Genomic DNA, 23,697 nt, shown 5'->3' with positions numbered 1-23,697 from the left:
CCAGGCAGGTGCCGGATTTTTTGGTTGCGCGCTGCCGAACGGAGGCGCGCGGATGGGGGATTGCGTCCATTGCAGCGCAACCAACCCATTGTCATCACGGGCAAGGCACACCATAGCCATCTGCGATGGACCAGGAGCGCCTCGTAACACTGCTGATCGGATTGCTGCTCGCGGCGTGGACGCTGGGAGCAGCCTGGGCGATCCTCTCGGCGCGCACGCGCCAGAAGCGGGCGGAAGGGGCGCTGCGCTCGGCGCGCAGGCTTGCCCGCATGGTGGAGGAATCGCCAGCGATTCCCCTGCTCGTACGTTCCGACGGGCGGATCGAGGCGAGTCCGCGCCTGGCGCAGTGGCTCGGGCTCGACGGCGTGCCGCAGTTCCTGTCCGAACTCGATACCGCCGAACGGGGCCTGCCTGCCGAGAAGCTGGCGGAGCTGACCGAAGCGGTGCGCCGCTGCCAGAAGACGGCCGCGCCTTTCCGCCTGGTCGCCACCCCGCGCAATTCCACCCGCAGCCTGGCGCTGCGCGGGCATCTCGCCGATCCGCAGGTCTCGCCCGGCGGCGCCGCGCTCGTCTGGGTCTTCGACTTTTCCGACAGCGAAAGCGAACTGGCTCGCCTGCGCGAGGAAGCGGCCCGGGCGAGAGGGGACTTCACCGCGCTCGTCTCGCTGATCGAGGCCGCGCCCATGCCGATGTGGTTCCGCCGCCCCGACGGCGAGTTGCAGCTGGTCAATTCGGCTTATGTCGCGGCTGTCGGCGGTCAAAGCGCCGAAGCGGTCGTGGCGGCCGGCGTCGAACTGGTCGAGACGGTTGACGGCCATACGCCTGCGCACGTGGCGCAGGCCGCGCGGGAGAAGGGCGCGCCGATCGAGCGCATCGTTTCGGCCACGATCAATGGCCAGCGGCGGGCGCTGCGCGTCAGCGACTTGCCGCTCGGGAACGACGGCGTTGCCGGCTATGCCGTCGACATCGAGGATCTCGAGGAAATGTCGCGCTCGTTCCGCGCCTTCCGCGATGCCCAGCGCTCCATGCTCGACCAGCTTTCGGCCGGTGTGGCGCAGTTCGATGCCAAGCGGCGCCTCTCGTTCGCCAACCAGCCATTCCAGCGCCTGTTCAAGTTCTCCGCCAGGATGATGCAGGACCCGCCTGCCTTCGAGCGCCTGCTCGACGCGGCGCGCGATGTCGGTCGTGTTCCCGAAGTGCGCGACTTTCCGGTCTGGCGGCGCGAACGCGCAGCGTGGTTCGCCTCGGGCGACACGCAGGAGGAGGCCTGGTCGCTGGCCGATGGCACCCATCTGCGCATTGTCGCCCAGCCTGACCCGGACGGCGGCCTGCTGCTCATTGTCGAAGACCGTACCGAACAATTGCGCCTGTCGGCCGTGCGGGACACCCTGCTGCGCACCCGCACGGCGACGTTCGACAGCCTCTTCGAATCGATTGCTGTCTTCGCGCCCGACGGCCGCATGCAGATCTGGAACCGCCGTTTCGCGGCCGACTGGGGACTCGACAGCGATTTTCTCGACACCCACCCGCATGTCGAGGCACTGCTCAAGAAGATCGCATCGCGCCTCAAGCGCGGGGCGGAAGCCGAACTTGTCGGCAATGTCGTGCGCGCGGCCACGCTCGATCGCACCCAGAAAGGTGGCCGGATCACCCTGGCCGACGGGCGTATCCTGGAATTTGCAGGCGTTCCGCTGCCCGACGGCAACGGCCTTCTCGCCGTGCTCGACATCACCGATTCGCAAAAGGCCGAAGACGCCCTGCGCGAAAGCAATGCGGCGCTGATGGAAGCCGATGCGATCAAGACGCGCTTCCTTGCCAACATGAGCTACGAACTGCGCACGCCGCTCACCTCCATCGGCGGCTTTGCCGAATTGCTGCAGGCGGGCCTCGGCGGCGATCTTAGCGACAGCGGACGCGAATATGTCTCCGACATTCTCGCCTCGGTCGACCAGCTGGGCGAACATATCGAGAGCCTCCTCGATCTCTCGCAGAGCGAGGCCGGGATGCTGCCGCTCAAGAAGGAAGAGATCGAACTCATGCCCTTCGTGCGCAGCGTGGTGGAAGAGCGCGCCGGGCGGCTGGAAAAGGCGGGACTTGAGCTGGACCTGCAGGCCAAGGGGCTGCCGCGCCCGATTACTGGCGACCGCAAGCGGCTGGGCCGTGCCATCGGCCATCTGGTGGACAACGCCATCGCCGCTTCCAGGCGCGGGCAGCGGATTCTCGTGCAGGTCGCCTCGCGCAAGACACCGCAAGGCGAAGTCGCGCAGATCCTCGTTCAGGACAAGGGATCGGGCCTCGACAGCCGCAGTCTGACGCGCGCTCTGGACGGGATGAAGGTCAGCGCCGACGGCAAGAGCGTCGAACGGCGCCAGGGTCTGGGGCTCCCGCTCGCCCGGCAACTGGTCGAGGCGCATGGCGGATCGCTCAATCTCGAATCCGAGCCGGGCCGGGGCACCAGCGCCATCGTCGAACTGCCATGAGGATAGATCTGCCCGATCTCGCCGCGATGGAGCGGTTGGGCCGCGCCATTGCCGCGAAGTTGCAGGTGGGCGATGTCGTGGCGCTCGAAGGCGGTCTGGGCGCCGGCAAAACGACACTGGCCCGGGCAGTGATCGCCGGCCTCGGGCACCTGGGCGAGGTGCCGTCGCCCAGTTTCGCCATTGTCGAGCTTTACGAACCGCCCCTCGTGCGCCTGCCGCTCGTCCATGCCGACTTCTACCGCCTCGCGCATCCGTCCGAGGCTGAGGAAATCGGCCTGGACGACTACCGCGAGGGTGCTGCCATGATCGCGGAGTGGCCCGATCACGCCGGTGGCTTCGCGCATGAGCCGGGCTGCCTCTCCATCACGCTGGAAATTGCGGATGAGGGGCGGATCGCCATTGTCGAGGCGGGGGGGGATTGGCTAGGGCGAATGCCGATATGACGGACACTGCCGTGATGCTGCCTGCGGGCCTCGATTCCTTCCTTGAAACTGCCGGCTGGGCCGGCTCGCAAGTCGAGCCGCTACCGGGCGACGCCTCGTTTCGCCGCTATTTCCGCATTCGCCGGGGCGACGAGACGGCGATGCTGATGGACGCTCCGCCGCCCAACGAGGATCCGGGGCCGTTCCTGCGCGCCGCGCACTGGCTCAATGCCAATGACATGCGCGCGCCGCGAATCCTCGCCGAGGAGGCTGAACGCGGTCTCGTCCTGATCGAGGACTTCGGCGAGGCGCGCATGCGCGACTACCTTGACCAGTGGCCCGCGGACGAGACCGATACCTACAAGGGTGCCGTCGATGCGCTGGTGAAGCTGCACCGCCTGCCGCCGGGGCCGTTTCTCGAGTACTCGATGAGCGAATACCAGCGCGAGGCGCGGCTTTTCGTCGACTGGTACTGCGCGGCGCGGGGCCTCAAGGTCGACGTGCCCGGCTTCGTCGCCGCCTGGAATGCGGCGCTGGGCAGCATGCTCCCGCGCCAGCATCCGGGCGTGACCGTGCTGCGCGACTATCACGCGGAAAACATCATGCTTCTGGGCGCGCTGGAAAAGCAGGGGCTGCTCGACTTCCAGGACGCGCTGGTCGGCCATCCCGCCTATGACCTCGTCTCGTTGCTGCAGGACGCGCGCCGCGATGTCCCGGCCGAGCTGGAAGCGCAGATGTTCGACCATTACACACAGGCGAGCGGCGTGGATGCCGACACTTTCCTCGCCGACTACGCAAGGCTTGGCGCGCAGCGCAACACCAAGATCGTCGGCATTTTCGTGCGCTTGTGGAAGCGTGACGGCAAGCCGCGTTACCTCGACATGATTCCGCGCGTCTGGGCACTGCTGGAGCGCGACCTTGCGCATCCTGCCCTCGCTCCGGTGGCGCATTGGTTCGATGCGAATATTCCGGCTGATGTGCGGCAGGCCGGTGGAGGCAAGTTCGAGCTATGAGCGGCAAACCCCTCGCAAGCGACACGGCGATGATCCTGGCCGCCGGGCTGGGCAAGCGCATGCGCCCGCTCACCGCCTCGCAGCCCAAGCCGCTGGTGCGCGTCGGCGGCAAGGCGCTGATCGATCATGCGCTGGAAAAGCTCGAAAACGCGGGCGTCGCCAAGGCGGTCGTCAACGTCCACTATCTTGCCGATGCGCTCGAAGGCCACATGAAGGTGCGCAAGACGGGGCCAGCAGTCACGATCTCGGACGAGCGCGAGGTGCTGCTGGAAACCGGCGGCGGCATGGTCAAGGCCGCGCCGATGCTGCCCGATCCGTTCTTCTGCCTCAACAGCGACAACATCTGGCTCGACGGGCCCAGCGACGTTTTCGCCGAGCTTTCGCAGGCGTGGGATCCTGAACGGATGGACGCGCTGCTGCTGCTGGTGCCGCACCCGCGTGCGCTGAACTACCGCGGGGAGGGGGACTTCCACCTCGATCCGGCGGGCAAGGTTAGCCGCCGCGGCAAGGGGCGGGTCGCGCCGTTCATCTACACCGGCATCCAGATCGTGTCGCACCGGTTGCTGCGCGATGCGCCCGAAGGTCCGTTCTCGACCAATGTCCTGTGGTCCCGCGCGATCGAGGAAGGCCGACTCTACGGCATTTCGCATACCGGCCTGTGGTTCGAAGTCGGTGATCCGGGCGCCATCAAGCCCACCGAGGCATGGCTGCCCCGTGCCTGATCGGGCCGGGCCGCGCGTTTACTCGATTGCTGCGCACCGCGGGTTTGCCGATGCCCTCGTGGCCGGCCTCGTGCCGCGCTATGCGCAAGGGGAGCTCGGCCTTGCCCGGCTGACGCTGCTCCTGCCCAGCCGCCGTGCGGTGCGCACCGTCACCGAGGCGTTCGTGCGCCATTCGGGTGAGAGCGAGACGCCTGGCATGCTGCTGCCGCGCATGGCCGTGGCAGGTGACCTCGATCTCGACGAGACGCTCGGCCCGTTGCTCGATCCGCTGGGCGCTGCCGACATTCCGCCGGCTGCCGATCCGATGCGGCGCTGGCTGCGCCTTGCCCATTACCTGCGGGAAGTCGAGGGCGACGAGGCAGGAAAGGGCGCGGCCCTCCTGCGCCGCGCGTGGGAACTGGGCAGCACCATGGACCGGCTGCTGGTCGAGGGGATCGCGCCGATCGACCTGATGGCGGAGCGGGTCATCGGCATCGTCGGAGATCTTGCCGGGCACTGGACGGACAATACCCGCGCTTTCCTGAAAGTGCAGCAACACTGGATCGCCGAACTGGCCGAACGGGGGCAGATCGACGCGCCCGAACGCCGCAACCGCCTGTTTGAACATGCCGCGAAGCGTTGGCGCGCCGAACCGCCGCAGCATCCGATCGTTGCCGCCGGTGTTACCAGCGCCTCTCCGGCGCTGGCGAAGATGCTGCGCGTGGTGAGCGAACTGCCCGGCGGTTCGGTGATCCTGCCCGACCTCGATCTGGCGCTGGATGCTGGCGTCTGGGACGAACTGGGCACGGCTGGAAATCCGGTGGAGCCGGACGATCCCCCCTTCGGTCGCAGCGATGCGGTAACCCATCCGCAATATCACCTCAAATTGCTGCTCAACCGCATGGGCATTGCGCGCGGCGAAGTGCAGCCCTGGCACCGTTCGGGCCACGGCGCCGCACCGCCGGAGCGCAGCAAGGTCATTTCCAACCTGTTCCTGCCGCCGCGCGCCTCCTCCGTCTGGGTCGATCTGCCCGCTGAAAAGCGCCGCCTCTCCGGCGTGCGGCTCATGGAAAGCGCACATCCGGGCGAAGAGGCGCAGGCAATTGCGGTGATGATCCGCGAGGCGCTGGAAACGCCCGAACGCCGCGTCGCGCTGATCACGCCCAACCGCGGCCTTGCCGGGCGGGTCGTTGCGCATCTGGAACGCTGGGGGATCGAGGCAGACGATACCGCCGGACGGCCCTTGCCACAGACCGCTGCGGGACGGCTGCTGCTCCTACTGGCCGAACTGGTCGCCGAACAGGGCGCGCCGGTGCCGCTCATCGCCCTGCTGACGCATCCATTGGCCGGGTCGGGGGAAGGGCGCGCGCGCTGGCTGGAAAATGCCCGCAGGCTCGACCTCGCCTTGCGCGGTCCGCGACCGGGAGCGGGGCTGGCGCCCATCGCCGTGCTTGCCGAAGAAGCCAGGCTCGGCGAGTGGTGGGCATCGGTTGCGGACATGTTGGCGCCGCTGTTCGCCTTTGGCGAGGCAGAGCCGCTTGAAGTCCTGCTCGGCGCCTTCAGCGAAATTGCCGAGACACTTTGCGGGGATGCCTTGTGGATCGGGCCGGACGGCCGCGCCCTCAGCGCGTTCGTTGAGGAATTGCGCGGCGCGGCGAGCGCGGCGGGCACTGTCCTCGATCCGCGCGAACTGCATGCGGTGCTGCGCGATGCGATGGACCGCGTCTCGGTGCGTCCGCCCTGGGGCGGGCATCCGCGCGTATCGATCTACGGCCTGCTCGAAGCGCGCATGAGCCGTGCCGATCTGGTCATCTGCGGCGGACTGGTGGAGGGTACCTGGCCTGCGTCGCCTTCGCAGGATTCGCTGTTGCCCCCTGCCGTTCTGCGCGCGCTGGGCGTGCCGGGAGGCGATTTCCGCATCGGCCTTGCCGCGCATGACCTTGCTGCAGCACTGGGCGCGCCCGAAGTGGTGCTGAGCTGGGCGCAGCGCGACGAAGGCGGTCCGGTCATTCCTTCCCGCTTCGTATTGCGCGTGAAGGCGATGCTCGGCGATCAGGCCGCGCGCCATGTGGAAAGCGAGGCGCTGCGACTGGCGCGCAGGCTTGACGAGGCGGCGAAGGTGGCGCCCCATCCGCGGCCCCAGCCGATGCCCGATGCCGAACAGCGCAAAGTCGACATCTCGGTCACCGGCCTCGATCGCCTGCGCGGCGATCCCTATCAGTTCTATGCCAGCTCGATCCTCGGCCTGCGCACGCTCGATGCGCTCGATGCTGAACCGAGCGCAGCCTGGAAGGGCGAGATTGCGCACAGGATCCTCGAACTGTGGCACAAGTCGGGCGAGCCCAGGGGCGGTCTGCACGCCATAGCCGAACAGGTGCTCGACGAAGCGAATGCGCACCCGCTGATGCGGGCGCTGTGGTGGCCGCGTCTGGCCGCGGCGCTCGATACGTTCGATGCAATGATTGCCGACCAGAAGGGGCAGGGCCGCGAAGTGCTGTGCGTCGAGGCCTGGGGCGACATGCGGTACCGCGATGTACGCATCCATGGCCGCGCCGACCGTATCGACCGCAAGGCGGACGGCACGCTTGCGGTTGTCGACTACAAGTCCGGAGGCCCGCCCCGGCCGCTGCAGGTCAAGGAAGGCTTTGCGCTGCAGCTCGGCCTGATCGCGATGATCGCCGAACAAGGCGGTTTCAAGGGCGTCGAGGGCGAAGCCAGCGGTTTCGAGTATTGGTCGCTCGCCAAGAAGCCGCGCACCGACGACTTTGGCTATGCGGTTGAACCGGTCACCGACGATCCGAAGAAGCAGGAGAAGATGGTCCTGCGCGAAGAGTTCCTGGACGAGACCGAGGCTTTCCTCAACGATGCGCTCGACAAGTGGATCCTGGGCACCGAGCCCTTTACCGCGCGGCTCAATCCCGAACTGGCAAGCTATGCCGATTACGACCAACTGATGCGCCTGGACGAGTGGATCACCACGCTCGGCGGCAGCGGGGAGGACGCGGCATGAGCGGTCCGGCCACCGTCCATCCCCTTCACGGCAATCAGATGCGCGCGGTCGATCCCGAAGAGACCGTGTGGCTCTCCGCTTCGGCCGGAACCGGCAAAACGCAGGTTCTGTCTTCGCGCGTGCTGCGCCTGCTGCTGCAGCCGGGCGTGGATCCTTCGCAGATCCTGTGCCTGACTTTCACCAAGGCTGGCGCAACCGAGATGGCGGCGCGCATCAACGGCACTCTCGCCGAATGGGTGCGGCTTGAGGATACGCAGCTTTTCGCCAGGCTCGATGCCATCGGCGCCAAGGCCGATGGCGAAACCATGGCACGCGCACGCACACTGTTTGCCGCCGTGCTCGACTGTCCCGGCGGCGGCCTGCGCATCGATACGATCCACGCCTTTTCGCAGTGGCTGCTGGCGACGTTCCCGCTCGAAGCGCAGCTGATCCCGGGATCGCGGCCGATGGAAGACCGCGAGCGCGTGCTGCTTGCGCGGCAGGTTCTGGCCGACCTGCTGGTCTCGGCCCAGAGCGAGCCCCGGGGCGATCCGCAATTACTGCGCGCCATCAGCGACCTCTCGCTGAGGCACGGACCCGATGCGGTCGAGGCTTTCCTGCTGCGCTGCGCCTCGGCGCGTGAGGCGTGGTTCGGTCCCGGCGGCTGGCAGGAACCGATGCGCGAGAACGTGCTGCGATTGCTGGGCCTGCCGAGCGATGCCGACGAGGTCTATCTGGCAGATCTGTGCAGCGACGAGCGCTTCGACGTGCGCTCTCTGCGCCGATGCTGCGAGACGTTGGCAGACTGGGACACGAAAGCCGGGCGAGAAGGCGCCGAAGCCTCGGTCGTGTGGCTCTCCGCTTCGCCGGAGAAGCGCGCCGCGACCATCGACGATCTTTATTTCGGGCTGTTCACCAAGACGACCGATGCGCCCAAGCAACTGACGAATATTCTCAAACGCGATCCCGATTACGAGGGTTACGTACTGCGCGTGCAGGAGAGCATCGCCCGGGTGCGCGAGGCCAAGGCATTGCTGGAACTGACCGAGCGACTGGTCCCCGCGCTGCGGCTGGGCCGGACCTTTGCTCTCGCATGGGACGAAGCCAAGCAGCGCGAGGGCCTGATCGACTTCGACGACCAGATCCGCCGCGCGGCCGATCTGCTGCGCAACCAGTCGCAGGCGGACTGGATCCGCTACAAGCTCGACCGCCGCTTCGACCACATTCTCGTCGACGAGGCGCAGGATACCAATGCCGCGCAATGGGACATCATCCTTGCCATGGCCGAGGAGTTCTGGGCCGGCCTTGGCCAGCATGGCGACCTGATGCGTACGCTCTTCGTTGTGGGCGATTACAAGCAGGCGATCTTCCGCTTCCAGGGCACGAGCCCCGAGAACTTCCGCCGCGCCGCTGAGAAAGTGCGCGCAAAGATGAACGAGGCGGCGCAGAATGCAGAATTGCTGCGCAGCAATTTCCGTCCGCGCAGCCTGCTCGAACTTGGCCTCGACCGCAGTTTTCGCACTGCGCAGAAAGTCCTCGATTTCGTCGACGATGCGATCGGCGGGATCGGCCATGCCAATTTCGGTCTCGCCGATGCGCCCGAGCGCCATGACGGGCAGGACCGGCCCGGATACGTCGCCCTATGGAAGCCGGTTGGCGCGGCGGTCGGCGACGATGACGATGACCCGCGCGACGAGGGTGAGGATGAAGGGCAGGAGGGTTGGCTTTCCAAGCCCGACCGCCAGATGGCCGAAGGCATCGCCCGGCAGGTGAGGGTATGGCTCGATCCGATGGCTCCGGGCTTCACCTTGCAGAAAGGCAAGCCGCGCCGCGCCCATGCCGGGGACATCATGGTGCTGGTGCGCCAGCGCAAGGAACTTGCCGGGCTGATCGTCGGGCGGCTTCATGCTGCAGGCGTGCCCGTTGCCGGTGTCGACCGCCTCCGGCTCGGCGCGCCGCTGGCGGTAAAGGATCTCGTCGCCGCGCTGCGCTTCGCGGTCCAGCCGTTCGACGATCTCAACCTCGCCAGCCTGCTCGTTTCGCCGCTGGTGGGTTGGAGCCAGGAGCAATTGCTGCGCCACGGCTACCGGGACAAGCACACGCGTCTCTGGTCGCATCTACGCGCCAGCTCGGATCCGCAAGTCGCTGCCGTGCTGCAGCAATTGGGCGCGCTGCTGGCACTGGCCGACTTCGAACCACCGCAGCAATTGCTGCACTGGCTTCTGGTGGGGCCGTGGCAGGCCCGGCGCAAGCTGGTCGCCCGGCTCGGCAGCGAGGCCAACGATCCCATCGACGAACTGCTCAACGCCGCGCAGGCCTATGTTGCCACCGACACGCCAAGCCTTGCAGGTTTCCTTGCCTGGTTCGATGCCGGTGACGGCGAACTGAAGCGCGAGGCGGACAGCGCCGCCGGGCTTGTCCGGGTGATGACGGTCCACGGCTCGAAAGGCCTGCAGGCGCCTATTGTCATTCTCGCCGATGCGACCGGCAATCCCGAGCGCAGCCGCGACCGCGGCCTCGATCTGCCCGACCCGCGCGATGAGCATCGCAAGATCCCGCTTCCCCCTATCCCCTCGGCGGCAAAGAAGATTGGGCGGATCAGGGACGATATCGAGACCAACCGTGCGGCGGACGAGCAGGAGCACTGGCGCCTGCTCTACGTCGCGATGACCCGCGCGGAAGAAGCGCTGTTCGTCGGCGGCGCGCTGGGCAAGAGCGACAAGGGCGTGCCTGCGCCCAAGAGCTGGTACGCGCGCCTGCGCGATCTTTTTCCGCCCGAAGCCGAAGTCGTCGATCCGGTCTGGGGTGCGCGCTGCGAATGGGGCGAGCTGCCGGAGCCCGTCGCGCCAGAAACCGGCCCGGTCGAGTTGCCCTTGCCCGAGCCGCTGCCGGTCTGGCTGGACCGCGCGCCGCCTGCCGAACCGCGTCCGCCAAGGCCGCTCGCGCCTTCGGCCCTGGGCGAGGAGGAAGCGCCCGATCCGCCGTTCCCGCCCGGAGCGGGCCGCGATGCCGCGCGGCGCGGTACGCTGGTCCACAAGCTGCTAGAGCGCCTGCCCGAAGTGGCGCTGGCCGAGCGCGAAGCGGCGGGGCGCGCCTGGCTTGCGCGCAATGCTGCCGATCTGGAAGAGACGCAGCGCGAGGCGATGCTGGGCGATGCCCTGGGGGTTCTTGCCAATCCGGACTGGGCACCGCTGTTCGCCGAGGGGAGCCTTGCCGAAGTACCGGTGGCCGCCATCGTCGGTGGGCAGGTCGTGGCGGGCACCATCGACCGGCTGGTCGTCGAGCCCGAGCGCGTGCGCCTCGTCGACTACAAGACGTCGCGCCGGCCGCCCGAATCGCTGGAGGGCGTACCCAAGGGCAACTTGCGTCAGATGGCTGCCTACGCAGCCGCGCTCGAAGTGGCCCTTCCGGGCCGCGCTGTGGAAGTGGCGTTGCTCTACACCACCGCCCCGCGGCTCATCACCGTGCCTGCCGAGATCCTTGCAGCGCACAAGCCGGACTTCTTGCCACCCGAGTAAAGCTTCACCGCACAGGCGTTGTCACGAGCGGTTTCTTCCCTAGATTGCAATCAAACCCGATTTGAGGAGTCATTTCATGCCGACCATTGCCGTCACCGATGCCAGCTTCGAGGACGATGTCCTGAAGTCCGACAAGCCTGTTCTCGTGGACTTCTGGGCGGACTGGTGCGGTCCGTGCAAGATGATCGGGCCGGCTCTCGAGGAAATCAGCGACGAACTGGGCGAGCAGGTGACCATCGCCAAGATGGACATCATGGCGAACACCGACACGCCGGCCAGCTTCGGCGTGAAGTCGATCCCCTACCTCGTTCTGTTCAAGAACGGCGAGAAGGTGGCCGACAAGCTTGGCGCCGCTCCCAAGAGTGCGCTCAAGGGCTGGATCGAAAGCAGCATCTGATCGATCCCTGCACCGGCGCCCCGGCGCCTGCGATGCGAAATGCCGAGCCCCTCTCACCTCACAGGGTGGGAGGGGTTCAGCGTATGCGGGCGATGATTTCGGCGAATTCGTCCCACAGCTTGGGCGATGAGGCGCCCAGCAGTTCGCGGCGTTCGTATTCGTCGACGCGATAGGCGCTGCCGTCCGGCCGCGCGGCCTTGCCGCCCGCCTCGTTGAGGAAGAGTACGCCCGCGGCATGGTCCCAGGGCAGGGTGCGGTTGAACACCGATATGTCGTTGGTGCCCAGCACGAGGCGTGGATACTGTTCGGCCGCGCAGCGCGGAATGTCGACCAGCCGGTAATGCGGGGCGATATGGCGGATGACCTTCTCGCGCGCGTCTTCGTCCATGAAGATCGTCGAGATCGCCGCGACGGGCGGAGACTCGCCGCTCGTGCGCGCGGCCACGCGTTCGCCGTCGATCCAGGCGCCCGTGCCGATTCCGGCATGGCAGAAACGCCCGGTCAGCGTGTCGAGAATCCAGCCGCCGATGGTCTCACCCTTGTCGGCCAGCGCGACGAGAATGCCGAACGGCGGCTTGCCCTGTGAAAAGTTCATTGTCCCGTCGAGCGGGTCGACGATCCAGCAGAGCCGGTCCTTGAGTCGTTCGAGCACCGACTTGTCGGCATGGACTGCCTCTTCGCCCACGACATTGGCTTCGGGCAGGAGCGCGGCCAGTTTTTCGGTAAGGATCGCCTCGCTCTCATGATCGGCGACCGTCACTACATCGTCCGCGGCCTTGGCGATGATCTCGTGGGAGGCAAGCGAGCGATAGCGCGGCGCGATGGCGCGATCCGAGGCATTGCGCATGATAGCCTCTACGGCACGGGTGAGTTCGGGCGTGATCATGTCAGCGGGATCATCACCTGCTGGGCGAAGCCGGGACGCTCCCTGATACGCTCATACCAAGCCGTGATGTTGGGGAACTCTGGCTTGTCGAACGGCAGCGAGAACCAGGTATAGGCATAGACGCCCATGGGAATGTCGCCCATGCCGAACTGGCCACCCGACAGCCACGGCTTTTCGCCGAGATACCGCTCCATCACCGCAAGCTGCTGCGCGCACCTTGCGATATCGCGCGCAATGGCGGACATGTCGCGCTCTTCCGGCTTTGTCCGGGCAAAGCTGAGGAAAGGCAGGCGCTGGGCGTCGGCATAAGTGATCTGCCAGTCCATCCAGCGGTCGGCGAGCGCGCGGTCGATAGGGTCGTGCGCATACCAGCGCGGGCCGCCGTATTCGGCCGCCATGTAGCGCAGGATTGCATTCGATTCCCACAGGACCAGCTTTCCGTCCTCGATCGTCGGGATCAGGCGGTTCGGGTTCTTTTCGAGATAGTCCTCGGTGTAGCCGAACTGGCCGCCGATATCGTGGCGCACGTACTTCAGGCCCAGTTCCTCGGCGAACCAAGCGATCTTCTTGACGTTGTGGGAGTTCAGCCGCCCCCAGATCGTGAATACCGGAACGCTCATCAGCTGCGGTAATCCGCATTGATGGAGATATAGCCGTGCGTCAGGTCGCAGGTCCACACGGTGGCCCGGCCGTCCCCGAGGCCAAGGTCGACCTCGATGGAGATGTCCTGTCCCTTCAGGTGCGCGGCGACGGGGGCCTCATCGTAGTCGGCGAGCGGCAGTCCTTCGCGTGCGGCCCAGGTGCCGCCGAAGCCGATGGAGAGCTTGTCGCGGTCGGCCGGCTCGCCCGCCTTGCCCACGGCCATGACGACGCGGCCCCAGTTGGCGTCCTCGCCGGCGATGGCGGTCTTGACCAGCGGCGAATTGGCGATGGCAAGGCCGACCTTGCGCGCGCTTTCGTCCGAGACTGCGCCCGAGACGGTTACGGCGATGAACTTCTGCGCCCCTTCGCCGTCCCGCACGACGAGGTGCGCAAGCTGGCGGCACACGTCGTGGACGGCAGCGGCGAAGGCATCGGCACCGGCGCTTTCGAACGAGGCGAGGGGGGCATTGCCCGCCTTGCCGGTGGCGAAGGCCATGACCGTGTCGCTGGTCGACGTGTCGGAATCGACGGTGATGCAAGAGAATGTGCGCAGGTTCGCGGCGGAGAGGCATTCCTGCAGGAATGCCGGCTCAACGGCCGCGTCGGTGAAGAGATAGCCGAGCATCGTTGCCATGTCCGGCGCGATCATGCCCGAACCCTTGATGATGGCGCTGATCGTCACCGTCTTGCCATCGACGATGGCTGTTGCAGTCGCGCCCTTGGCGAAAGTGTCGGTCGTGGCGATGGTATTGGCGGCGTCTTCCCAGGTGCAGGGCGGCGCCGTCAGCGCCTTGTCGACGCCCTCGCGAGCCTTGTCCTTGGGCAGCGGCACGCCGATCACGCCGGTCGAGGACACGAAGACCTGTTCCAGCGGGCAGCCGAGGTGTGCGCTGACCTGGCCCATGATCTGCTCCACCGCTTCGCGGCCTCGGTACCCGGTGAAGGCATTGGAATTGCCGGCGTTGACGACGAGCGCGCGCGCCTTGCCCTGCCGCACATTCGCGCGGCCCAGCTCCACTTCGCTGGAACAGCACAGGTTGCGGGTGAAGACTCCTGCGACGCTGGTGCCTTCGTCGAGTTCGACATAAGTCAGGTCGCATCGGCCCCAGTCCTTGTACCCGGCGCGCACGACGCGCGCGGTCACGCCGGCAATCGGCGGCAGGGCGGGAAAGGGCGATGCGAGCGGTGAGACGGGGTATGCCATGCCTGCAGCGCGTAACGCGTGCGCGCGCGGCGTCAAGCGCATTGCGCGCACGACCGGGACCGCTTCCGGACTTGGTCGAGCTGTGCAAATTGCAGGTCGAAGCTATGGTTCGGGTGGACTATTACATCGCCCACCCCTATCTGGTCCGCATGGCGAACCGCCTGATCCTGACTCTGCTCGCACTTCTGACGGGCCTTGCCGCGCAGATCGGTCCGGCCGAGGCGCGTGCGTCGCAGGTTGCGAGCATGCAGGTCGGTACGCTGGCCGAGTCATCGGCGGTCAAGGCGCCGCGTGCGCCCGTGGCGCTGGCACAGTTGCCTGAGCCGGGTCTGCGCAATACCCGCAGGCATGCGCCCGTGCTCGTTTCGGCAGAGCCGCTCGCTCTTGCCGCGCCCGCCGTCCTGGCAGGGATAGATCGCGCCCGCGAATAGCGCCGGCGCGCGCATTCTTTCGCTTCTTCGCGATATTCTGTCGTGCCTGCCATGATCGCGGGCGCGCCTTCAGACCATACGCATTCATGTAAAACAGGGATTCCCGCCATGCTCGGCGCACTCGTCAAATCGATTTTCGGTTCGTCCAACGAACGCTACGTCAAGTCACTCGAAAAGATCGTACAGCAGATCAACGGCTACGAGCCGACGCTGGAAGCCTGCACCGACGAGGAACTCGCTGCGCAGACGCCCAAGTTCCGCGAAATGCTGGCGGCCGGGGCGACGCTCGACGATATCCTGCCCGAAGCTTTCGCCACCGTGCGCGAGGCCTCGAAGCGCGTGTTCGGCATGCGCCACTTCGACGTCCAGATGATCGGCGGCATCGTCCTGCATCGCGGTGAGATCGCCGAGATGCGCACGGGCGAGGGCAAGACCCTTGTCGCGACGACCGCGACCTATCTCAACGCGCTGGAAGGCAAGGGTGTTCACATCGTCACGGTGAACGACTACCTCGCCCGCCGCGACGCGGAAATGATGGGGCAGCTGCACAATTTCCTCGGCCTGACCGTCGGCGTGATCGTGCCCAACCTCAACGAGTTCGAGCGCCGCGAGGCCTACGCTGCCGACATCACCTACGGCACGAACAACGAGTTCGGCTTCGACTACCTGCGCGACAACATGAAGCATGAGCGCAGCCAGATGGTGCAGCGCCCCTTCAACTTCGCCATCGTCGACGAAGTCGACTCGATCCTGATCGACGAGGCGCGCACGCCGCTCATCATCTCGGGTCCCACCGACGACAAGTCGGAGTTGTACATCTCGGTCGACGCGATCGTGAAGCAGCTCGACGCGGAAGACTACGAGACCGACGAGAAGACCAAGAACATCACCCTCACCGAGGACGGTGTCGAGAAGGCCGAGCGCATGCTCGAGGATGCCGGTCTGCTGGTGGGGTCGAACCTCTATGACGTCGAGAACACGCAGGTGGTTCACCACCTAGACCAGGCTCTCAAGGCCGTGGTCATGTTCAAGCGCGACACCGACTACATCGTCAAGGACAACAAGGTCGTCATCATCGACGAGTTCACCGGCCGCATGATGGACGGCCGGCGCTGGTCGAACGGCCTGCACCAGGCGGTCGAGGCCAAGGAAGGCGTCAAGATCGAGCCGGAGAACCAGACTCTCGCCTCGATCACCTTCCAGAACTACTTCCGCATGTATCCCAAGCTTTCGGGCATGACCGGCACTGCCGCGACCGAGGCGGCGGAATTCTACGACATCTACAAGATGAACGTGGTCACCATCCCGACCAACCTGCCGGTCGCGCGCGTCGACGAGGAAGACGAGTTCTACAAGAATACGCTCGACAAATTCGCCGCCATCGCCAAGCTGATCCGCGAGAAGAACGAGAAGGGCCAGCCGGTCCTCGTCGGTACCGTTTCGATCGAAAAGTCGGAACTGCTTTCGGACTTCCTCAACAAGGAAGGCGTCAAGCACTCGGTCCTCAATGCGCGCTTCCATGAGATGGAAGCGCATATCGTTGCCCAGGCCGGTCGCTATGGCGCGGTGACCATCGCCACCAACATGGCCGGCCGCGGCACCGACATCCAGCTTGGCGGCAACTACGAGTTCCGCATCGACGACGAGCTCTCCGAAATTCCCGAAGGTCCCGAGCGCGAAGCTGCGATTGCGCGGATCAAGATGGAAGTCAGCGACGAGAAGGACCGCGTCATCGCTGCAGGCGGCCTGTGCGTCATCGGCACCGAGCGCCACGAGAGCCGCCGCATCGACAACCAGCTGCGCGGCCGTTCGGGCCGTCAGGGCGACCCGGGCCTTTCGAAGTTCTACCTCTGCCTCGAGGACGACCTGCTGCGCATCTTCGGTCCGGATACGCTCTTCGCCAAGATGATGAACAGCAACCTTGCCGACGGCGAGGCGATCGGCTCGAAGTGGCTGTCCAAGGCTATCGAGACGGCGCAGAAGAAAGTCGAGGCGCGCAACTACGAAGTGCGCAAGCAGGTCGTCGAATACGACGACGTGATGAACGACCAGCGCAAGGTGATCTACGAGCAGCGCTCGGACATCATGGACGCCGAGACGGTCGACGACGTCGTGGTCGACATGCGCAACGACACGGTCAACTCGCTTGTTGCCGATGCCTGCCCGCAAGGGTCGTACCCTGAGCACTGGGATGTCGATGGCCTCAAGGAAAAGGCGAAGGACATTCTCGGGGTCGATGCCCCGATCGACGCCTGGATCGACGAAGACGGCATCGAGCCGGAAATCGTCGAGGAACGCCTGGCCGAGCTGGCTGGTGCGCACATGAGCGCGAAAATGGCCAGCGACGATCCGGCGATCTGGCGCCAGGTGGAAAAGTCCATCCTGCTCGACCGCATCGATCATCACTGGAAGGACCATCTCGCCACTCTCGACGCGCTGCGCCAGGTCGTGTTCCTGCGCGCCTATGCGCAGAAGACGCCGATCAACGAGTACAAGCAGGAAGCCTTCGGCCTGTTCGAGCACATGCTCGATACGATCCGCGAGGACGTGACCCGCATTCTGTCGGTCAGCGAACTGCGCATTCCCGAGCCGGCCCAGCTGCCCGAACTGCCCGACTTCCTGACCGGTCACATCGATCCGCTCACAGGTCTCGAGAATTCCAACGACGGCGACGGTTCGGCCGAACGTGCGGCGCTGTTCGGTTCGCTTGCGGGCAGCCCGCAGGCGACGGCAAGCCCGGGCGGCACTGCCGAGAATCCCTATGCGGATCTGCAGATCAGCCGCAATGCGCCTTGCCCCTGCGGTTCGGGGAACAAGTACAAGCACTGTCACGGCGCGCTTGTCTGACGCTTCAGGCCGCCGGGCTCCCTGATCGGGGTGCGGGCCGGCGCAGCAGATGAAACGAGAGCCCCGGAGCGATCCTCCGGGGCTCTTTTTTGTGTCTGCAAAGGCGCTGTTCCTGCACGATGCAAGCGATTGTCATTGATGTGAAACGATAAATTACAAAGCCTGACTTGCTAATGAGAATGACTCGCGTTAACTGGGCGCCGTTAAGTCAACAGGGGATTTCATGAAGACGATCCGGATTATGGCCGTTTGCTGCACGGCATTGGTGTCGCTGCCGGCTATGGCAGAGGAAGCTGCAGACGTTCGCAGCGACATCATTGTCACAGGTGAGCGCGAAAGCAGCGGCCTGACCCTGAAGACCGATACGCCGGCAATCGAAACGCCCCAGCCGGTCACGGTCATCCCGGAAGACCTGTACACCGCGCAAGGCGCGATTTCGGTCAGCGATACACTGCGCTACGTCGCAGGCGTCCAGTCCAATCCCTATGGTCCGGACAGCCGTGTCGACGGCGGCTTCGTGCGCGGCATCAATGCGCTGCAGTTCCGCGACGGCATGCGCGACGTCTACAGCTACTACGCCAGCATCCGCGCCGATCCCTACAACTTCTCGTCGGTCCAGGTGATCCGCGGCCCGGCCTCGGTGCTCTTCGGCCAGGGGTCGCTCGGCGGCATCATCAACCTGGCATCGAAGAAGCCCCAGTTCGAGAGCGCCGGGGAAGTCTCGCTGCTTTACGGTTCGCACGATCGCAAGGAGATGCTGGCCGACCTGACCGGGCCGATCTCGTCGACGCTCGCGGGGCGAGTGGTCGCTCGCGTTCGCGATTCAGGCACGCAGACGGACCATGTTCCCGATGACCGGGTCATGATCTCGCCGTCGCTGACCTGGAGCCCGGACGCGCGCACCGACCTGACGCTTATCGGGCTCTACCAGGAGGACGACGGTGGAACGACTTCGCAGTTCCTGCCGCTGGTCGGCACGATCCTGCCCAATCCGAACGGCCAGCTGAAGAACAGCCTGTTCGTCGGCAAGCCGGGATGGGACCGCTATGACGGCCGCCTGCTGCAGGGCACGGCGATGCTCGGCCACCGCTTCAGCGACAACGCGAAGATCAATCTCAAGGCGCGCTACATCGATAGCGACCTGACCTATTTCTCGCACTATCCGAACAGCTATTCGAACCCGGCCAATCCCTATCTCGACGAGGATCAGCGGCTGATCACGCTGATTGCCGCGGGTTCGAAGGCACGCATGGAGATCTTCTCCAGCGACAACAATGTGCAGTTCGATTTCAACACCGGGGGCGCAGTCGAGCACAAGCTGCTGGCCGGCGTCGACTACAGCTGGAACCGCGTCCGCAAGACAGACGGCTATGCCTATGAAACGATCGATATCTACGACATCGACCGCGATGCCCTGAGCGATTTTGGCGGCGGTCTGCCTCCGGGCGCGGCACAGTCGGACGATACCAGGCAGGAGCAGCTGGGCCTATATCTGCAGGACCAGGTCCGCTTTGCCGACCGGGTTTCAGTGGTCTTCGGCGTCCGCCGGGACAAGGTGACCTCGCGCAGCTTCGGCGTTAAGGCCATCGACGAAAGCGCGACCTCCTTCCGCGCCGGCGTGATCGGCGAAGTGGTTCCGGGCGTCTCGCCGTTCTTCAGCTTTACCGAGAGTTTTGAGCCGATTGCAGGCACGGATGTATATGGCGATGCATATGCGCCCAAGCGCGGCCGGCAGTTTGAGGCAGGGGTCAAGTTCCACCCGGGCGAGGCGACGCTGGTGACGATTACCGCCTACCACATCAAGGAGCGCAATCGGCCGGTTTCGGTGGCAGTGGAGGACCCGGACAATCCCGGAAACCAGATCACCGGGATGCTGCAGATTGGCGAGTCCTTCTCCAAGGGCATCGAAGTCGAAGGCAGCACCGTACTTCCGGGCGACTTCCAGATCCTGGCCAACTTCAGCTACAACAAGGCCGAAGAAGCCGGAAGCGGTCAGCAACTCGACAACGTACCCAAGTACAACGCCTCGCTCTGGGCGACGCGGCCCTTCCAGCTCTCGGCGGATGTCGCGCTCCTGCTGGGCGGGGGCGTTCGCCACACCGGGGCCCAGCGTTCCTACGGGCCTGCGTTCCCCGATGGCCTTCGCACGCCGGGCTACACGCTGGTCGATGCTCTGGCCGAGGTGAGCTGGCAGAACTGGTCGTTCCGGGTCAATGCCACCAACCTGCTGGGCAAGAGCTTCTACTCTTCCTGCCTCGCCCGCGGCGACTGCTTCATGGGTGAAGAGCGCAATGTGTTCGGCATGGTGAGCTATCGCTTCTGATGGTGGGTGACGCGCTCCTCTCTCTCGGAGCGGCGCTCGCTGTGGCTGGCGTGGCAATGCTGCGCCGGTCATGGTCGCGCCGCACCCGCTCGCACGGCCTCAACCTTGCGGCCTGGGGGGCTCTGGCCCTGTCCATCGCGCTGGGCTGGTCAAGCGCCGGTGCCTGGGGGACTGCTGTCGAGATCATCGTGGCGATGGCGCTGGCTTTTGTCCTCCTGGGATGGGCCGCCTGGTCATCGCCGCCCGGCAAGGCGACGGCCTCGAACCGGCGTGTCGGCATGCTGCCTGAGAATGGGGGGGCGCTGCGTGTCGGCCGGCGCTTCGTCACTTTCGCCTTCGTCGCGGTCCTGGCGCTGGTATCCTCGCTGGGGCTTGCCGTGGCGGCGCGCGGGCTTGCGCTTGCGGCGGGGGCAGGGGAGGTCAACGCCAATGCGATCAGCCTCTTCGTTACGCCGCTGGCCTGGACGGGGATGGCCTACGCCCTGATGATGACCGGCAGCCGTCGCCGCCAGCTGGTCATGCTTGCCTTCGGCACGGTCGCCGCCGTTCCCGCCTACATGATAGGAGCCATGACATGAGCGCCGCTATCGAACCGGGCACGGTCAAGCGCGCCCTTTCCGCCCATGCCGCTATCGGCCTGATTGCCGGGGCATTGCTCTATCTCGTCTCGCTGACAGGCACGATCTGCGTCTTTGCAGAAGAACTGCAGAGGATCGAGCAGCCGGATGCGCCGGAAATGGCGCAGATCGCGCCCGATGCGGTCCAGCGCGGTGTGGAGGCGATGCTGGCCGCAGAGGCGGACAAGCCGGTGACCAGCCACCTCTATGTGCACATGCCCAGCGCGGACCTGCCGCGAGCAACGATCACCACGGACAACGGCGCGCGCCATCTCCATCCCGATGGCTCGCTGGCAGAGCCCGAGGAGATCGCGTGGACGGACTTCCTCGTGGCGCTGCATTACAAACTCAACCTGCCCAGCCTTGTCGGTATTTCCATAGTCGGCGCGCTCGGGGTGATGATGCTGGCCCTCTCGCTGTCCGGTGTCGTGGCGCACCCGCGCATCTTCCGCGATGCCTTTCGCCTGCGTGCGCGGGACAAGGGCGGGGTTGGCCTGGCCGACTGGCATAATCGCATGAGCGTGTGGACGCTGCCGTTCTCTATTGCCATTGCGCTGACCGGAGCGGCGATCGGCCTTGCGAGCCTGACGGCTTTCTCGGTCGCCAGCGCCGGCTACGGCGGCGACGCCGAAGCGGTATTCGCCACCATCTTCGGGGATGAACCCACTCCCGACAAGGCGCCCGCGCCGATGCCCGATGTGGCAAGCGCCCTGCGCCACATGGCCAGCGAGAAACCGGACATTGCCGTGGACTACGTCGTGCTTGAAGACCCGCAGACTGCGGGACAGGCCGTACGGCTGATTGGCAAGCCAGAGCGGCGGCTCATTTTCGGCGAATATTACGGTTTCGACGCCCGGGGGCGGTTCACCGGCAGCGTGGGCCTGTCCGATGGCGCGCTGGGGCAACAGGCCGCGGCATCGACTTATGACCTGCATTTCGGCAACTTTGGCGGGCTCTGGGTCAAGATCGCCTATTTCGTCTTCGGAACGGCAATTACCGCAATCTGTGCGACCGGCACTTACATCTGGCTCGGCAAGCGCCGCAGGCGTGGGCAAGATGAGCCGGTTCTGCGCGCCGGATGGGACGGCATTGTCTGGGGCGCGCCGCTTGCAGTGGCAGCGACATTTGCTGCGCGGCTGTTGTGGGGCAACGAGACGCCATTCGCGGCCATTTTCTGGATAATTTATCTTATCGTTGTCGTTGCTTTTATTGCATTGAAATATAAGTGTTTTTACGTATTTAGCAGATCTAAGTTAGCTTCCTGAGTCAAACGTAAACGGGTTGTTAACCAAGTTGGGCTGATAATTCTTAACCAGCGTGTAAGAAGTATGACGCTCAAGAGCTGCGGAAGAACAGGCTCAAACCCCACAGTTTGCCATATCTCCACACAAAAATAGCCCGGCTTCCCCGCCGGGCTTTTTTTTGTGTCCTGTCAGTAGATCCATCTTCCGGCGCGCTGGCCTGACCTGCCTGTACGCGATTCAGCGTTCCGGGCAGTTCTCGACGCATGTGTCAGCAGGCGTTGCGATCAGCCCGCCACTGGTGCGGATAGTCGCGCCGCTGCCTACCCTGTAGGCCGGGGCATCTGTGCTGGTCAGGGGGTCGACGCCGCCGGGAAGAGGGGCAACCTGCCTCGCGGCTGCTGCGCCGTTTCGTGAGCTGTGCTGCCTCCTGCTGCTCGTTTCGATCCGTGCCGGACGGGCGCGGCCGCCCTCGATGGCCCGCGCGGTTGCGTCCATGCTGTGCGAAATCGCCGAACCCAGCGAGCGGCCCGCACCCGGTTGCTGCGCCGAGCCGGAGAGGATCTGGGCCGTTTCGAAGGCGTCCTGTGCGGCAGCAGGCCATGTAGCACCCAGAAGGATCATCGCTCCTACGAAACGAAGTCGCGCACCAGTCATTGCCCTTGCTCCCTTCAGGTGTCTGGTCACAGCAAGGCTGAACCTCCTTCGTGTCCATGGCAAGCCTTTGCCACGCGCAGGGCTCGGCGCAGCACTTCCAGGTACAGCCGGGCAATTGCCCCGGACGACCCCATTTGGCGAATCGATCTGGTGGTGTCGGAAAACAGGCTGCGGGCCGGGGGCTGCGGGCAAAAAAATAGCGGCCCGAAGACCGCTGATTTTTTCCTTCTTGGAAGAAGGAGGAAGTTGGCTCCCCGAGTAGGATTCGAACCTACGGCCATTCGATTAACAGTCGAATGCTCTACCGCTGAGCTATCGGGGAGCAGCCCTGCAGTGTCTCCACCGCGGGGCAGGGGTGCGCCTATAAGCGGCACTGATTGGGTTGGCAAGCCCGGGGGCGAGGAAATTTTGACAAAATTTCCTCGCCCTTGCTTTCGCGCGGCTCAGACCTGGAACTGTTCGGCGAAGATACGCTCTTCCAGCGTGTAGCCGGGGTCGAACAGGATCGTCAGCTCCTTCTCGGTTGCCGCGCGGATTCGCACCGATTGGACCTCGCGCACTTCCTTCTGGTCGGCGACGGCGGCGACGGGGCGCTTTTCCGGTTCGCGAATCCGGAATTCGACCTCGGCGCTTTCGGGCAGGATCGCACCTTTCCACCGGCGCGGACGGAAGGGGCTGATCGGGGTCAGGGCCAACATGCGCGAGCCCAGCGGCAGGATCGGTCCGTTCGCAGAGAGGTTGTAGGCCGTGGATCCCACCGGTGTCGCCACCAGGATGCCGTCGCCCGCCAGTTCCTCCATGCGCACGCGGCCGTTGATGCGCACTTCCAGCTTCGCGGTCTGGCGCGTTTCGCGCAGCATCGAGACTTCGTTGATGGCGTAGTAGCTGAATTCCACGCCGGAGCGATCCACAGCGTCCATGCGAAGCGGGCTGACGGGGACGGGGTGCGCCTCTTTCACGCGCTGGCCGATGACCTGATGCCCATGCGGGTGGTTCATCAGGAAGCCAACGGTGCCCAGGTTGAGTCCGTAGCAGGGCTTGAGCGTGTCCCTGTCGAGCATTTCGTGCAGGACGTGGAGCAGGAAACCGTCTCCGCCCAGGACTACGAGGATGTCCGCCTCCTCCGGCGAAACCCAGTCGTGAGACTTGCGCAGCGTGTCGGCCCCGGCCTGCGCCTTGGCGCTGTTCGAGACGACGAGGGCAAGCTTCTGTTCGCTACTCAAGGAATGTTCCCCCATATTCCATGTGCCCGGGATCAGGGCGGGTGTTGCCCGAGATGCTTGGGCTGAAAAATTTTGAACGGTTTGGCAAGGCCTTTGCGCTAAGGCT

General features: G+C 65.4%; 17 protein-coding genes and 1 tRNA gene. 12 read left to right on the top strand and 6 right to left on the bottom strand.

Annotation, left to right across the window (positions count from 1 at the left end; all coding sequences use genetic code 11):
• Positions 1–125: 125 nt before the first annotated feature.
• The 7 genes from PP1Y_RS20635 (at position 126) to trxA (ending at position 11,520) form a co-directional block, all read left to right on the top strand.
• Positions 126–2,480 (top strand): PAS domain-containing sensor histidine kinase, encoded by a 2,355-nt coding sequence (locus PP1Y_RS20635; RefSeq protein WP_013833933.1) that lies wholly within the window; start codon positions 126–128, stop codon positions 2,478–2,480.
• Complete coding sequence (gene tsaE, locus PP1Y_RS20630; RefSeq protein WP_007014890.1) at positions 2,477–2,923, top strand: tRNA (adenosine(37)-N6)-threonylcarbamoyltransferase complex ATPase subunit type 1 TsaE; 447 nt, start codon at positions 2,477–2,479, stop codon at positions 2,921–2,923. The genes PP1Y_RS20635 and tsaE overlap by 4 nt, the downstream gene beginning before the upstream one ends.
• Positions 2,920–3,915, top strand: coding sequence for an aminoglycoside phosphotransferase family protein (locus tag PP1Y_RS20625; protein WP_041559050.1), 996 nt, complete (start codon positions 2,920–2,922; stop codon positions 3,913–3,915). Before tsaE ends, PP1Y_RS20625 begins: the two co-directional genes overlap by 4 nt.
• A complete protein-coding gene (locus PP1Y_RS20620; RefSeq protein ID WP_007014892.1) occupies positions 3,912–4,637 on the top strand; it encodes a nucleotidyltransferase family protein in 726 nt (241 codons plus the stop codon). The genes PP1Y_RS20625 and PP1Y_RS20620 overlap by 4 nt, the downstream gene beginning before the upstream one ends.
• Positions 4,630–7,626, top strand: coding sequence for a PD-(D/E)XK nuclease family protein (locus tag PP1Y_RS20615; RefSeq protein ID WP_041559049.1), 2,997 nt, complete (start codon positions 4,630–4,632; stop codon positions 7,624–7,626). The genes PP1Y_RS20620 and PP1Y_RS20615 overlap by 8 nt, the downstream gene beginning before the upstream one ends.
• The gene (gene addA, locus PP1Y_RS20610; protein ID WP_013833930.1) at positions 7,623–11,123 is read left to right on the top strand and encodes a double-strand break repair helicase AddA; all 3,501 of its coding nucleotides are present in this window, start codon (positions 7,623–7,625) and stop codon (positions 11,121–11,123) included. Before PP1Y_RS20615 ends, addA begins: the two co-directional genes overlap by 4 nt.
• Before the next feature lie 76 nt (positions 11,124–11,199).
• The gene (gene trxA / locus PP1Y_RS20605; protein WP_007014895.1) at positions 11,200–11,520 is read left to right on the top strand and encodes a thioredoxin; all 321 of its coding nucleotides are present in this window, start codon (positions 11,200–11,202) and stop codon (positions 11,518–11,520) included.
• A gap of 76 nt (positions 11,521–11,596) precedes the next feature.
• Here the strand turns inward: trxA and PP1Y_RS20600 are convergent, their stop codons facing one another.
• From PP1Y_RS20600 to argJ, 3 genes are read right to left on the bottom strand one after another with little or no spacing between them, the layout of a single operon-like run.
• The gene (locus PP1Y_RS20600) at positions 11,597–12,406 is read right to left on the bottom strand and encodes an inositol monophosphatase family protein (protein WP_013833929.1); all 810 of its coding nucleotides are present in this window, start codon (positions 12,404–12,406) and stop codon (positions 11,597–11,599) included.
• Positions 12,403–13,026, bottom strand: coding sequence for a glutathione S-transferase family protein (locus PP1Y_RS20595; RefSeq protein WP_013833928.1), 624 nt, complete (start codon positions 13,024–13,026; stop codon positions 12,403–12,405). The genes PP1Y_RS20600 and PP1Y_RS20595 overlap by 4 nt, the downstream gene beginning before the upstream one ends.
• Positions 13,026–14,252, bottom strand: a complete 1,227-nt coding sequence (gene argJ / locus PP1Y_RS20590) for a bifunctional glutamate N-acetyltransferase/amino-acid acetyltransferase ArgJ (RefSeq protein ID WP_013833927.1) — start codon at positions 14,250–14,252, stop codon at positions 13,026–13,028. The genes PP1Y_RS20595 and argJ overlap by 1 nt, the downstream gene beginning before the upstream one ends.
• An 89-nt stretch (positions 14,253–14,341) precedes the next feature.
• Between argJ and PP1Y_RS20585 the strand changes: the two genes are divergently transcribed.
• The 5 genes from PP1Y_RS20585 to PP1Y_RS20565 all read left to right on the top strand — a co-directional run bounded on the left by PP1Y_RS20585 (position 14,342) and on the right by PP1Y_RS20565 (position 21,735).
• Entirely contained in the window at positions 14,342–14,683 is a 342-nt protein-coding gene (locus tag PP1Y_RS20585) for a hypothetical protein (RefSeq protein ID WP_232512483.1), read from the top strand.
• 108 nt (positions 14,684–14,791) lie between these two features.
• Positions 14,792–17,530 (top strand): preprotein translocase subunit SecA, encoded by a 2,739-nt coding sequence (gene secA, locus PP1Y_RS20580; protein ID WP_013833926.1) that lies wholly within the window; start codon positions 14,792–14,794, stop codon positions 17,528–17,530.
• A 223-nt stretch (positions 17,531–17,753) separates the two neighbouring features.
• Positions 17,754–19,853 carry a TonB-dependent siderophore receptor gene (locus tag PP1Y_RS20575; RefSeq protein ID WP_013833925.1) on the top strand — a complete coding sequence of 700 codons (2,100 nt, stop codon included), beginning with the start codon at positions 17,754–17,756 and terminating at the stop codon, positions 19,851–19,853.
• A gap of 41 nt (positions 19,854–19,894) precedes the next feature.
• Complete coding sequence (locus PP1Y_RS20570) at positions 19,895–20,431, top strand: hypothetical protein (protein ID WP_148275031.1); 537 nt, start codon at positions 19,895–19,897, stop codon at positions 20,429–20,431.
• Entirely contained in the window at positions 20,428–21,735 is a 1,308-nt protein-coding gene (locus PP1Y_RS20565; protein ID WP_013833924.1) for a PepSY domain-containing protein, read from the top strand. The genes PP1Y_RS20570 and PP1Y_RS20565 overlap by 4 nt, the downstream gene beginning before the upstream one ends.
• 216 nt (positions 21,736–21,951) lie before the next feature.
• On the opposite strand, the gene PP1Y_RS20560 is transcribed toward PP1Y_RS20565, so the two are convergent.
• The 3 genes from PP1Y_RS20560 to PP1Y_RS20550 form a co-directional block, all read right to left on the bottom strand.
• Complete coding sequence (locus tag PP1Y_RS20560) at positions 21,952–22,368, bottom strand: hypothetical protein (protein WP_148275030.1); 417 nt, start codon at positions 22,366–22,368, stop codon at positions 21,952–21,954.
• A gap of 247 nt (positions 22,369–22,615) precedes the next feature.
• Positions 22,616–22,690 (bottom strand) — tRNA-Asn (locus tag PP1Y_RS20555).
• Positions 22,691–22,811: 121 nt separating this feature from the next.
• Complete coding sequence (locus PP1Y_RS20550) at positions 22,812–23,606, bottom strand: NAD kinase (RefSeq protein WP_007014906.1); 795 nt, start codon at positions 23,604–23,606, stop codon at positions 22,812–22,814.
• Positions 23,607–23,697 lie beyond the last annotated feature (91 nt).

This window comes from Novosphingobium sp. PP1Y, from assembly GCF_000253255.1.
Taxonomy (GTDB): Bacteria; Pseudomonadota; Alphaproteobacteria; order Sphingomonadales; family Sphingomonadaceae; genus Novosphingobium.
Note: the sequence above shows the minus strand (reverse complement) of the source record. Positions and strands in the feature narration are given on the sequence as shown.

Bases quoted from the DNA above. Each gene is read 5' to 3' on its own strand.
- addA (WP_013833930.1), top strand. From the start codon at position 7,623: ATGAGCGGTCCGGCCACCGTCCATCCCCTTCACGGCAATCAGATGCGC.
- PP1Y_RS20625 (WP_041559050.1), top strand. From the start codon at position 2,920: ATGACGGACACTGCCGTGATGCTGCCTGCGGGCCTCGATTCCTTCCTT.
- PP1Y_RS20550 (WP_007014906.1), bottom strand. From the start codon at position 23,606: ATGGGGGAACATTCCTTGAGTAGCGAACAGAAGCTTGCCCTCGTCGTC.
- secA (WP_013833926.1), top strand. From the start codon at position 14,792: ATGCTCGGCGCACTCGTCAAATCGATTTTCGGTTCGTCCAACGAACGC.
- PP1Y_RS20560 (WP_148275030.1), bottom strand. From the start codon at position 22,368: ATGACTGGTGCGCGACTTCGTTTCGTAGGAGCGATGATCCTTCTGGGT.
- PP1Y_RS20635 (WP_013833933.1), top strand. From the start codon at position 126: ATGGACCAGGAGCGCCTCGTAACACTGCTGATCGGATTGCTGCTCGCG.
- PP1Y_RS20600 (WP_013833929.1), bottom strand. From the start codon at position 12,406: ATGATCACGCCCGAACTCACCCGTGCCGTAGAGGCTATCATGCGCAAT.
- tsaE (WP_007014890.1), top strand. From the start codon at position 2,477: ATGAGGATAGATCTGCCCGATCTCGCCGCGATGGAGCGGTTGGGCCGC.
- PP1Y_RS20620 (WP_007014892.1), top strand. From the start codon at position 3,912: ATGAGCGGCAAACCCCTCGCAAGCGACACGGCGATGATCCTGGCCGCC.
- PP1Y_RS20575 (WP_013833925.1), top strand. From the start codon at position 17,754: ATGAAGACGATCCGGATTATGGCCGTTTGCTGCACGGCATTGGTGTCG.
- argJ (WP_013833927.1), bottom strand. From the start codon at position 14,252: ATGGCATACCCCGTCTCACCGCTCGCATCGCCCTTTCCCGCCCTGCCG.
- trxA (WP_007014895.1), top strand. From the start codon at position 11,200: ATGCCGACCATTGCCGTCACCGATGCCAGCTTCGAGGACGATGTCCTG.
- PP1Y_RS20595 (WP_013833928.1), bottom strand. From the start codon at position 13,026: ATGAGCGTTCCGGTATTCACGATCTGGGGGCGGCTGAACTCCCACAAC.
- PP1Y_RS20565 (WP_013833924.1), top strand. From the start codon at position 20,428: ATGAGCGCCGCTATCGAACCGGGCACGGTCAAGCGCGCCCTTTCCGCC.